We start from the raw sequence: 11877 nt of genomic DNA, 5'->3' as shown, positions 1-11877 counted from the left end.
ATCGGACGAGCCGACCGGGGCCGAGTCGCTCGGCCTGCTGCATCGGGAACGAGGCGGCGGTGAACACGTGCCCATCGGCACAGCGGAGGACGGTGCGATCCATCAAGTCCTTCAAGTCCCTTCCCCAAGAGCCGCGTCTGGCTTACTACCCTGACGACAAAAGCCACAGTACGGGATCAAAGAGACGACTCTCCAGGCGGCACTCCGGCCCCTCCGGGACCCTCGCCCACGCGCCCACCGTACGCCCCAACTCCGGCCCTCCGCAGCCGCATCACACCCGCCGAAACGCCCGCCGGCCCCACGGCGCGAACACCGGGGGCCAGCGATGAGGTAGAGTGAGCGAGCGTCCAGGCACCGACGTGGTCGGCGTCTTACGCGGGTGTAGTTTAATGGTAGAACATCAGCTTCCCAAGCTGAGAGCGCGAGTTCGATTCTCGTCACCCGCTCCACTCTGAGCCCCCAGGTCATCAGCCCGGGGGTTTCTTGTTGTCTAGTCCAATCGCAGGCTGGCGTGCCCTCCGCATGCCCTAAGTGCAGGTGGGTGGTGCCCAGGTGGGTTCCGACACGCCGTCCAGCCCACTCGGCTCCAGAGCGTCTCGAATCGCGAGACGCATCTCATGTGACCTGCGCCACTCTCTCCGCTGTCGGATGGGAAGTAGCTTCCGCAAAGCAGCAGTTCGCGCCGTAAGGCGGCACGACGTCACTGCGCGATCGTGGCCACCGGAAGGACTACGGCGCGACTGAATGCCATGGCGCGTCAGCGCGTGTGGGCAGTGCGCCGGCGGTCAGCCAGCAGGGCGTAGGTGGGCTGCTCGGTCCCGGGCACGGGGCCGAGGTAGATGTGGCCGGTCATGTGACACCAGGCGGACAGGTCGAGCGGGGCTGGTCCCGTCGCCGCCCTAGTCATCGCCGCCGTCAAGGAAGGCCGCGACGCGTGGCACGGCATGGGCTGTTGCGGGCCCGCGTCCGCCGCAGCAGTCCCGCCCGTGGCGGCCGCAGCAGACGCTTGCGGCTGCCGAGTCGACGGTGACTGCTGCAGCTGAACCCGCAGTGCGAAGTGGGCCACGGCGTGGTGCCGGGCCCGCTTCGCGTTGAGAATCATGGCCTTGCCGTTGGTGGCTGTTCCGTCGTGCCCCGAAGCCGCGACAGGCGCCGCGGAGCTGGCCCTCGTCGACTCACCGGACGACGGACAGGTGGGACCGGTCGGTCTTGCCGGTGCGCTGCCGCCCCTCACCCTCCTGCGTGGTGACGACGAGGCCGAAGACGAGGTCACTGAGGTCGGCAGGCTGGAGATGCAGCTCACGGACGATGTCAGTGAGCCTCGTGCCCTCACTTCGCAGAGTCGCGAACACCTTGCCCAGAATTTGGGACGTTTCGCGGACCACGCCACTGCGCGGCTCGGACTTGCGGTAGCCGAGGCGGCCGAGTTCCACGCAGTGAGTTCGGTACTGCCACTCGGTCGTCAGGCCCAGCTCGTGCAGCCGGTGGGCCAGCGCCATGGCAGCGACCTTCCAGCGGCGCTTGGCCTGAAGGATCCAGTTGGTGCTCGCACCGCGCGGGGCGCGGGCGAGGACGTCCGCTCGTGGCATCAGAAGCGCGGCTGCGAACCGATGGGCCTCGGCTTCGGCTTGCGGACCGTGCGGCATCTGCTCCTCACCATGGAGGACGAGGTGTCCGAGTTCGTGGGCCGCGTCGAAGCGTCCGCGCTCCGCGGTCTTCTCGGTACTCAACAGCACGAACGGAATCCCACGGTCCCAGAAGGAGAACGCGTCGACCTCTGGGCAGTCCCGGGACAGCGAGAAGACGCGCACTCCGTGCGCCTCCAGCAGGTGCACGGCATTCGGGATCGGTGCGTTGCCAAGACCCCGGCGGGCCCGCACCAGCGCGGCAGCTTCCTCGGCCGGCACGTCTGTGCCCGCGTCCTCCCCCGGGTGAGGGACTCGGTCTTCGTCCGAGCCGAGGCGGCTGAAGGATGTGAGCGTCGGGATGTCGGGAGAGGGCAAGCGGAAGCGCGCGCCGATCCAGTCCTGAAGGACCCGAGCCAACCGTCCGGAGCTGAGGTCCAGGCGCACACCACGTCACCGACGTCCAGCAACAGGCCCCGGACCTGTCGGAGCAGAATGCGCAGGAGCACCACACCCGCGACACACTTCCGAGCCCAATCGCGATCCACCCCATCGGCCACCTGACAGTGGCACTGGCCGCACCCTGACGCCCGGCTGCTCATCGGGCGGCACGGCGTTGTCAGTGGTGTGCGGCACGATGGCCTCATGGGCATCGACATCCCGTGGGCTCGCGCCGAGTTGGCTCAGTTTCTCAAGCTGACCGATTTGTGCGTACTGCCGGACCCGCCGGGCGTAATCACGTTCAGCAGCTACATGGAGAATCGGGGCTCAGAGGCCGACATTGTGGCCAGCGCTCACGTGGTCGAGCAGATCCTCGACCGGCTACTGCCGCGATGGCGCACAGAAGTGCCCAACGACAAGAACAAGACCGTCAACCGCTGGTACCAGCACCGCGAGGCGGCCCAGCGTGCAGACGCGGCACTGCAGCGCGACGTCGATGTCCGCGCCCGCCTCGATGACGTCTCCCCGCAGCTGACCGCGGGGACCATGCACCCGTGGGTCTGGGAGGGAGCCCGCGCCCTGTGGCAGAGCGGACACTTGCGAGAAGCGGTCACCGCTGCAGCCCGCAAGGTCAACGCCGAGACGCAGAACAAGGTCGGCCGCCGGAATCCGAGCGAGACCAAGCTCTTCCAGAACGTCTTCTCGCTGAGCGCGCCCAAGGCCGACGAACCCCGCCTGCGTCTTATGGACGACGACGGCAGCGGCACCTTCCACAGCGTCCACCGCGGCGCCATGGCCTTCGCCGAGGGCTGCTACGCCGGCATCCGCAACCCCAACAGCCACGAGGACGGCCTTCCCGAGCTGCCCGAACAGCACATCTAGCTCCTGTGTGGCTGCGTGATCTACCCGATTGAGGGCTGGCCAGCCGCCGCGGCCGCACAAGCGCGTGACTGCGGCCAGGCCCTGGACATGGTCTCCGAAGCCCGGAACGCGGAACATTGGCTCCCTGCATCGCCACCGCAGACAGGCTGTTTCGCATCTCGCCACCAGAGTCCGACCTCTACGCGGTAGGAGTGCGCGGCCCTGGGTGACGCTGGCGCGGCACTCGAAGTCGTGCGAGGACTGCGAGCGGACCTCTTCGCCACCGCCGAGCACAAGAGCCGGATGCACACCGCCCGCGGCCCGTGCCTGGTCGCAGCGCGGCAAGCCCGAACAGACAGCCCAGGAGCTACTGGCAGCGCTACCGGGCAGCAGCCCCGGAGAGGTTCGCGACCGGCCCGCCACCAGAGGTGGTGTGCCCGCCTTGGGCTTGCAGCACCCACGCACATCCGGTGCCCGAGACTTGACGCAGGCTGTGGCCTACTGACCCGGTCGAGCGCGAATGACCGTAGCGCATTGCTGCCATGCCGGACGAGTGGTTGACCGGCCTCTGACTGCGTGTCCCCTTTCGGGACGGGCGTCGTGTCCCGAGTCGGGACAACCCTCCTGTCCCTTCTCGGGACAGGCTTTCTATCCCATGGTCGCCGAGCCCCGGCATTGGGCCGAAAGCTACCTAGTACGCTCCCCCCTGACAACCGGGGCAGGCTTCGGAGAGAGCCTCATCGACCGCACCGAGTCGACCCTGGGCCCGCACGAGACGATGCTCGCCGAACACCAGACCGGCTCCCGTCGCCCCAGGAATCGCAGTTCTGGTTGCATTCACCCCCGTCCAGCTCCGTCCACGTGCCCGCATGTCAACTGCTCCACGAGGTCAGAACGCCCCTGATCCCTCCTGAACCCCCAGACGAACATTTGGAAGCGTGTTGGGGGCAACCCCTCACAAGTTCGAATCTCGGATCCTCCGCAGCCGCTGAGCAGCGGAAACGAGGGCCCGACCAAATCCTGGTCGGGCCCTCGTCGTGCAGTGGTCTCAGTTGCGGTGATCGGATGGGCACGCACCTGGGTGGACAGCCTGCATCAGCCACACGCCCACACGTCGAGGTACCGGGCGTTGGCCCGGATCGCCTTCCATAGCCTCGGTACGGCTTATGAGGCCCGACCTCCCTGACCATTGGCAACCGTAAGCGCCCGACATGATGGGGTGGTCAGAGGCACAGCCAACGCTTCCCCGTGGTGGAAGCGCTCAAGATCGTTGCTTAGCACTCACGACTGTTGTACCCGCCCGAGCCGAACCGAAGGAGAAGCCGGTGACGCCGCCCGTCCCTGAGCGCCTCTCGCCGCTACGGTGGCGCTGGATTCTGCTGACCACCCGGCACCGGGAGGTGCGGTTCCTGTACTGGCCCCCTGGTCGTCCAACCGGATACCGGAACCTCCGGATGTTCGACCGTGACGGGTACAACATCGGCCGACTGGTGTGGGTGGTGTGTGACCCATGCCGCATCGGCAGCATTAACAAGATCTCCATAGACCCCGACCACCATCGCCAGGGCCTTGGACGGCGCCTGATCCGCAGGGCGCTCGCCGACGGCCCTGGGTACGCCTGGCAGACCACCGGCCAGTCCCCACAGGCCAAACAGTTCTTCCCGGCGCTAGAGAAGGAGTTAGGTGTCGCGCTCCCCGAGTACGGCGGGGTCTGCGATCACCTCGCCTCACCGCCCGCCTTTCGGCTGCCCCACCCAGAGCGGCGCTCGCATCCGCTCCTGGAGCGCAACGTCTGAGTGGACGTTAAGTCCGTTTCTGGCAGCGGCTTCGCCCGGGTTGGGTGAGGAAGCCTTGGCGGAGGAGGCGTGCGAGGCGGCTCCGGGTGATGTTGACGGAGGCTTCGTCGGTGGGCATGGCGAGGAGTTCGTGCAGTTCACGGGCCCGGAATGCCTGGCCGGGATGCTGGTTGAAGGCGTTCACGATGGCTTGGTAGGCGGTGCTCGTCTCGGTCTGCGGCGGGTCGGGATCAGTTGCTGACGGGGCGGTTTCCGCGATGAATTTCCGGGCGATGACCAGTTCCGTGGGTCGGGTCTCGGCCTCGGCCAGGGCGGCGGTGAGGTGGTCGATCTGCTCCTGGATCTCCCGGGGCCCGGATGGTGGCTGCCTCGTGCTGGGCCTGGAGGCCGGCGAGGAGTTCGGTGACGTTCACGCTGCCAGCCCGAGATCGCCACGCCAGGCGGGGCTCGGCGTGGTCAGGCGGCGGGCCATGTTCGCGGTGGAGGCCCAGTAGACGCGGGAGACCGAGGTGTCGGGCCGGTGGTCGTACTGGCGGGCCAGCCGCCTGTGCAGGAGCAGGGTCCCGTTGACCTGTTCCACGATCCACCGCTTGGGCTGCGGAATGAAGCCTTTGCCCTGGTCGTCGGGGTTGCGGCGGACGACCTCGACGTCGATGTCGTTCAGCACTCCGTGAATGACGACATCATTCTTGAACAGGCCGTCCTGGCGCCACAGTGTGAAGTAGTAGAACACCGCCGACCAGGACGGCAGGTCATGCGGCAGATAGCGCCACTGACAGCCGGTCCGGTTCTGATAGAAGATCGCATTCACGACCTCCCGGAGATCACAGGAACCCGGGTCGCCGGTCGCCGAGCGTGCCACCCGGTCCCGCTTCCAGCCCGTGATCATCGGCTCCAGCAAGGCCCACTGCTCGTCCGATAAGTCACTCGGATACGGCTCTCTGTCCATGGCCCACATCTCAGCATGTCCATGCCGAGTGTCTGGTCCGTGCAGCGATCAGTCACACGATCGAGCGATCACCAAGCGAGGAAGATCGGACTTAACGTCCCCTGAAGCCCTGCGGACACTCTGTTGGCACGATGCTGCATGTCACCCGATTGCTTCTCTTTTTACGCCTCCACGTCTCGAAGGGTGGTGACGTTGACCGGACAGACCTTTGAGACATGAGCGAATGAGGAAGTGGCATGGTTCAGGGCTTCTCCAAAGAACCGGGCACCCATGGACCGCTCATCGAGGTCTCCCGCGAGGGGCAGCGGAAGATCACCCGCTGGGCGGCTGCGATCGCTTTGGGCGGCTTTCTCTTCGGCTTCGACACGGGTGTCGTGTCGGGTGCCCTGCTCTATATCAAACAGGACTTCGACCTGAACTCCTTCGAGCAGGGAAGCGTGGTCAGCGTGCTGCTCATCGGCGCGGTGATCGGCGCCACTTCGGCGGGCAGGCTGTCCGAGAGGTTGGGCCGGCGCAGGGCGCTGGGGGCGATCGGCGTGGTCTTCATCGTCGGTACGGCGATCGCGAGCGCGGCGAACGGCTATCCGGTGCTCATGGCGGGCCGTGTCATTCTCGGCCTCGCGGTCGGCGCGGCCTCGGCGACGGTGCCGGTCTATCTGTCCGAGATCTCGCCGACGAAGATCCGCGGGCGGCTGCTCACGATGAACCAGCTGATGATCACGCTCGGCATCCTGATCGCCTACCTGGTCAATCTCGCCTTCTCGAGCAACGAGATGTGGCGGGCCATGTTCGCCGTCGGAGCGATTCCGGCCGCCCTCATGGTGGCCGCCACCCTGTGGGTTCTTCCCGAATCCCCGCAGTGGCTCATCTCCCACGACAAGGCCGACACGGCGCGCGAGTCAATCGCCTCGGTCACCGACGAGGCCACGGCGGACCGCCTGATCGCGCGCGCCCGGCGCCGGATCGCCGAGGAGCGCGAGAAGCAGGCGCGGAACTCCGGAGAGACCGGCCGGGGGGCCAAGAAGCTCCTCACGCCCGATGTACGACCGGCCCTCGTGGTGGGGCTCGCCCTCGCCGCGGTGCAGCAGTTCGGCGGTATCAACACGATCATCTACTACGCGCCGACCATCATTCAGCAGACCGGCCTGAACGCGTCGAACTCCATCTTCTACTCCGTGTTCATCGGCGTGATCAACCTCGTCATGACGCTGGTGGCGATCCGCCTGGTCGACCGGGCGGGCCGCCGTGTCCTGGTCCTCGTCTCGCTGGCCCTCATGGCCGTCTCGATCTTCCTGCTGGGTCTCGCCTTCGTGGTCGGCATGAATTCGGTGCTGACGCTGCTGTTCATGGTCATCTACATCGCCGCGTACGCGGGCGGCCTCGGACCGGTGTTCTGGACGCTGCTCGGCGAGATCTTCCCGCCGTCCGTGCGGGCCGAGGGGTCGAGTGTGGCCACGGCGGTCAACTGGGTGTCCAACTTCGTCGTGAGCCTCGCCTTCCTGCCCCTGGCCTCCGCGATCGGCCAGGGCGAGACTTTCTGGATCTTCGCCGGGATCTGTGTGCTGGCGTTCTTCTTCGTCAGCCGCTACCTGCCCGAGACCCGCAACCGCGACGCCGAACAGATCCAGGCAGCCCTGTACTCCCGCTTCGGACACAAGCCCGACGCGTCGGCACCGGCTGCGGACACCCACTGACGGTGACTCCCGAGAAAGGACGCTCGCGATGAGCGGCACCCTCCTCAGCCCTCCCGACATGGAACGCTCCGACGCCCTGGTGATCTTCGGCATCACCGGCGACCTCGCCAAGAAGATGCTGCTCCCCGCCCTGTACCGGCTCACCGAGTCCGGCAAGTTGACCGTGCCCGTCATCGGGGTGGCGGCCGGCGACTGGGACGACGACGCGCTGCGGAGGCACGCGCGGGAGGCAGTCGTCGCCGCGGGCACGGACATCGACGAGGCGGTCTTCGACCGGTTCGCGGCGGGCTTGTCCATCATCACCGGAGACTTCGCCGACGACACCACCTTCGCCCGGTTGCGCGACGCCGTGGCCGGGTTCGGGTTCGTGACGCACTACCTGGCGATCCCGCCGTCACTGTTCACCACGGTCGCCGCCGCGCTGGCCGCGGCGGGCCTGAACCGCAACGCCCGCCTGGTGGTGGAGAAGCCGTTCGGACACGACCTCGACTCCGCGCGGAAGCTGCAGGACGAGCTGAGCACCCACTTCGACGACGACCACCTGCTGCGCGTCGACCACTTCCTGGGCAACCGCGCGGTCGAGAGCCTGATGATCTCCCGGTTCGCCAACACGCTGCTGGCGCCGATCTGGCACCGCGCCTACGTGGACAACGTCCAGATCACCCTCGCCGAGGACTTCGACGTCGCCGACCGGGGCTCCTTCTACGACGAGGTGGGCTGCCTGCGCGACGTGGTCCAGAACCACATGCTGCAGGTCCTGGCCTTCCTGACCATGGACCCACCGAGCGCCGGCAACGCCCGGGCCCAGGGGCTGGAGAAGTGGCGGGTCCTGCACGCCACCCGCACGATGGACCCCGCCGACACCGTCCGCGGCCAGTACGACGGCTACCGGAACGTCGAGGGCGTCCAGCCGGACTCCACCACCGAGACGTACTTCGCGACCCGCCTGTTCATCGACAACTGGCGCTGGTCGGGAGTGCCCTTCTACCTCCGCAGCGGCAAGGCGCTGGCCCTCACCGCCACCGAGGTCGTGGTCGAGCTGCGCAGGCCGCCCCTGGAACTCTTCGCCGGCGAGAACACGCGGACGCCTCCGAACCTCATCCGCTTCCGCATCGACGGCGACACCGGTATCAGAGCGGACCTGACGGTGAGCAAGCCCGAGAAGGGCACCGGGCCGATGACCGTCCCCATCGGGGTGGATTACGCGCAGGTACTGGGACGCCAGGAGTTGCCGTACGAGAACATCCTGCACGGGGCCGTGGAAGGCGATCCCGAGTACTTCGCCTTCTTCCCCGCCATCCTGGAATGCTGGCGCATCGTGGAACCGGTGCTCGACCCGGCGGACCCCCCTGTGCCGTACGCGCGGGAAAGCTGGGGGCCCCACACGGCAGGCCGGCTCCCCGGCCTGCGGAACTGGCACGAGCTCGGACCTCACCTGTTCGACGACGGCCACGTGCACTGATCACGAGCGTGGAGCGTGATGTACGAGGCGTGGGGGCGCGTCAGGGACAACCTGTGGCCTGTGCTCCAGCAGGCCACGGCCGCCGCGCTCTCCTGGTGGATCGCCCGGAGCGTCTTCGACCATCACGTCCCGCTCTTCGCCCCGATCGCCACCCTCGTCGCGCTCAACACGCCCGTCGGAGGGCGGGGCACCAACGCCGTACGGGCCCTGTCCGGGGTCGTCGCGGGGGTCGTCGTCGGGCAACTGGCCTTCCGCTTCCTCGGCCACGACGCCCCGTCCGTCGGCGTGGCCGTCCTGTGCGCACTGCTCGTCGCGCTGCTCATCGACGGGGAGCGCATCACCATGGCCCAGGCCGCCGTGGGGGCGGTGATCTCCGTAGCGTCCGGACAGCAGGCGGGCATCGACCGGGTACTGGACGCCCTGCTCGGCGCCGGGGTGGCGCTCGTGTTCAGCCAGCTGCTCTTCCCGCCGCACCCGCTGGCCCTGCTGAGACGCGCCGAGGCCGCCACACTGGAAGGGCTGGGCCGCGCTCTGGCCCTGACGGCGCGGGCGCTGGACGAGCCGGAGGAGGAACGCCACACCCGGTTGTGGGAGGAGCTGCGTCCCGTCTACACACTGCTGAACGATCTCGGCGGAACACGGAACGACGCCATCGCCGTTGCCCGGCGCACCCTGCTGTGGCGGGGCCGGCGCGAGCCCGTCGTCCAGGAGATCGCGACCACGCGATACCTGGACCTGATCGGCAACAGCTGTCTCACCCTGATCCGGGGCGCCTCGGCCCTCGACACGAGACACCGGCAGACCTTCGCCCACACGGTACGGAGACTGGCTGATGTCCTGACGGTGCTGGCCACCGCCCCCGCGAGCCACGCCGCACGGTTGCACGCGGCCCGACGGACCCTCGACATCGTCCGGAGCGCTCCGAACGTGGAGGGAGGTCCGGCTCTCCCGGTCGCCGTGTGGGAGAGCGTCCGGCTGGTGGCCGGGGACATTCTGGTCTTCGCGGGCGCCGACGTGGAAGAGGCCGAACGCGCCCTGCACGAGGGAGCCACCGATGTCCCCGTCAGCGTTCCGCCGAGACTGCGGGGGGCGCCCCGGCTGCGACGCCGACGACGGCCATGAGGCTGAAGTACGGGTCACCGGAAAGGCGGCATCCGTTCTTGGTGCGAGCACTCCGGGGCGCCGTCGGACGCGTCGCGAGGGCGAGCAAGGGCCTCCATCGTCCGCTGCCAAGGCACCGAGGGCACACGGATCACGGGCAGCCGACTGACCGGGCCGGCCGCAAGGCAGCGGCGTCATGAGCGGGACCTGCACACGGGGGCGATCTCCAACGGTGCGGTCTTCGATCCGGGCATGCTCACATCAGACGCGGTTACTCCGGGTGTCATGGTAGGGACATCAGGAGAGGACCAGGGCAGGGCGCGCGGCACAGCAGGTCGTGAGGCGGCGCTGCCGGAACCGCGGGTGGGCCCCGACGCGGAGGTGGAGCGGCGAGCGCCGGACGAGCCCACAGAGTTGGGGAAGCGGTCGTGGTGGGCGGTGCTCAAGGGAACGGTGAAGGAGTTCCAGGATGACGAGCTTACCGACCGGGCGGCGGCGCTGACCTATTACGGGGTGCTGTCGATGTTTCCGGCGTTGCTGGTGCTGGTGTCGTTGCTGGGCCTGGCGGGGAAGTCGGCGGCCGACCAGGTCCTGGAGAACTTGCGGAAGCTGGCGCCGGGTTCGGCCAGGGACATCATCAGTGACGCGGTGACGCAGTTGCAGGGTCGTGGCGGGGTCGGGTCGTTGATGGCCGTGGTCGGCCTTGTGCTGGCGGTGTGGTCGGCTTCCGGGTATGTCGGGGCGTTCATCCGTTCCGCGAACGCCGTCTACGACATGCCGGAGGGGCGTCCGGTGTGGAAGGTCCTTCCGGTGCGTGTCGGGGTGACGGTCGTCCTGCTGGTCCTGGCCGTGGTCAGCGCGCTGATCGTGGTCTTCACCGGCGGCATCGCCGAGCAGGCGGGGTCCGTACTGGGTATCGGGGACAGCGTGCTGACGGTGTGGTCGGTCGCGAAGTGGCCGGTGCTGGTGGTCCTGGTCGTTCTCATGATCGCGATCCTGTTCTGGGCGGCCCCGAACGTGAAGGGCCGCGGCTTCAGGTGGGTCAGCCCGGGCAGCGTGGTCGCGCTGGTGATCTGGATGCTCGCGTCGGCCGGATTCGCGTTCTACGTGGCCAACTTCTCCTCCTACAACAAGACCTACGGCACGCTGGCCGGGGTGATCATCTTCCTGGTGTGGCTGTGGGTCAGCAACATCGCGATCCTGCTGGGCCTCGAGTTCGACGCGGAGATGGCCCGCCAGCGCGCGATCGCCGGCGGCATGGACCCCCGCGAGGAGCCCTACGTACCGCCGCGCGACACCCGCGCCTGGGACGAGCAGGACCGCCGCGACGCCCAACAATGACGATGCCGACGTCGTGCCTCACGGATTGATCCGGCCTGCACGGGTGACTTGGCTGGTCATGAACGTGGAAGCGGAGTTGTGCCGGGTGGAGCGGGGCCCCTTGCAGAGGGTGGCCGGATGGCGGCCCGGGTGGGTGCGCAGGTGCGTGCCGGTGGTGGAGGAAGCGGCGGAGCGGACCAAGCTGTGGTGGGGCGCCGCGCTGGCCATGTCAGCGGTGGGCGGGATGCGGGGCAAGCGGGCCGCGCTGGCGGGGCTGTCCGCGATGGCGGTCTCCGAGATCCTGTCGAACGCGGTGGTCAAGCCGCTGTGGGAGCGGCGGCGTCCGCCCAAGGAGTTCATTCCGCACGATGATGTCGACGACCGCCCCGACTCCTCGTCGTTTCCGTCCGGGCATACCGCGGCCGCGTTCGGGTTCACCGCAGCGGTCGCGGTGGTATGGCCGGCGGCCGGCACAGTGTGCGCGCTGCCGGCCGCGGCGGTGGCGGTGCAACGGGTGCACTCGGGCGCGCACTATCCCAGCGACGTCGCCGCCGGAGCCGCCATCGGCGGCGCCGGGGCGTGGGCGGTGCACCGGCTGCCGCGCCTGCTGCGCAGGGTGATCTTGTGA

9 protein-coding genes and 1 tRNA gene are annotated in these 11877 nt (G+C 68.2%); 8 read left to right on the top strand and 2 right to left on the bottom strand.

What is annotated here, in order from left to right:
- Positions 1–375 precede the first annotated feature (375 nt).
- Positions 376–449, top strand: a tRNA-Gly gene (locus ACFW48_RS15245).
- Positions 450–1175: 726 nt separating this feature from the next.
- Here the strand turns inward: ACFW48_RS15245 and ACFW48_RS15240 are convergent.
- On the bottom strand, positions 1176–1907 hold the full coding sequence (locus ACFW48_RS15240) for an ImmA/IrrE family metallo-endopeptidase (protein WP_386314612.1): 732 nt from the start codon (positions 1905–1907) through the stop codon (positions 1176–1178).
- Between the two features lie 363 nt (positions 1908–2270).
- On the opposite strand from ACFW48_RS15240, the gene ACFW48_RS15235 reads away from it, so the two are divergent.
- Both ACFW48_RS15235 and ACFW48_RS15230 read left to right on the top strand, forming a co-directional pair.
- Positions 2271–2948, top strand: a complete 678-nt coding sequence (locus tag ACFW48_RS15235; RefSeq protein WP_386314610.1) for a TIGR02391 family protein — start codon at positions 2271–2273, stop codon at positions 2946–2948.
- Between the two features lie 1304 nt (positions 2949–4252).
- Positions 4253–4723 carry a GNAT family N-acetyltransferase gene (locus ACFW48_RS15230; RefSeq protein ID WP_386314607.1) on the top strand — a complete coding sequence of 157 codons (471 nt, stop codon included), beginning with the start codon at positions 4253–4255 and terminating at the stop codon, positions 4721–4723.
- Between the two features lie 409 nt (positions 4724–5132).
- Here ACFW48_RS15230 and ACFW48_RS15225 read toward each other — a convergent pair whose 3' ends face one another.
- Positions 5133–5672 (bottom strand): transposase, encoded by a 540-nt coding sequence (locus ACFW48_RS15225; protein ID WP_386314604.1) that lies wholly within the window; start codon positions 5670–5672, stop codon positions 5133–5135.
- A 236-nt stretch (positions 5673–5908) separates the two neighbouring features.
- Between ACFW48_RS15225 and ACFW48_RS15220 the strand changes: the two genes are divergently transcribed.
- From ACFW48_RS15220 to ACFW48_RS15200, 5 genes are all read left to right on the top strand, one after another.
- On the top strand, positions 5909–7366 hold the full coding sequence (locus tag ACFW48_RS15220) for a sugar porter family MFS transporter (RefSeq protein WP_386314601.1): 1458 nt from the start codon (positions 5909–5911) through the stop codon (positions 7364–7366).
- 28 nt (positions 7367–7394) lie between these two features.
- The gene (zwf, locus tag ACFW48_RS15215; protein WP_386314599.1) at positions 7395–8828 is read left to right on the top strand and encodes a glucose-6-phosphate dehydrogenase; all 1434 of its coding nucleotides are present in this window, start codon (positions 7395–7397) and stop codon (positions 8826–8828) included.
- A gap of 60 nt (positions 8829–8888) precedes the next feature.
- Positions 8889–9950 (top strand): aromatic acid exporter family protein, encoded by a 1062-nt coding sequence (locus ACFW48_RS15210; RefSeq protein WP_386314596.1) that lies wholly within the window; start codon positions 8889–8891, stop codon positions 9948–9950.
- A gap of 264 nt (positions 9951–10214) precedes the next feature.
- The gene (locus ACFW48_RS15205; RefSeq protein WP_386314594.1) at positions 10215–11270 is read left to right on the top strand and encodes a YihY/virulence factor BrkB family protein; all 1056 of its coding nucleotides are present in this window, start codon (positions 10215–10217) and stop codon (positions 11268–11270) included.
- A gap of 151 nt (positions 11271–11421) precedes the next feature.
- Positions 11422–11877 (top strand): phosphatase PAP2 family protein, encoded by a 456-nt coding sequence (locus tag ACFW48_RS15200; RefSeq protein ID WP_386314591.1) that lies wholly within the window; start codon positions 11422–11424, stop codon positions 11875–11877.

Origin of the sequence: Streptomyces sp. NPDC058812 (genome assembly GCF_042744565.1) — a bacterium.
Taxonomy (GTDB): Bacteria; Actinomycetota; Actinomycetes; order Streptomycetales; family Streptomycetaceae; genus Streptomyces; species Streptomyces thinghirensis.
This window is presented reverse-complemented; position numbering and strand designations above follow the sequence as displayed.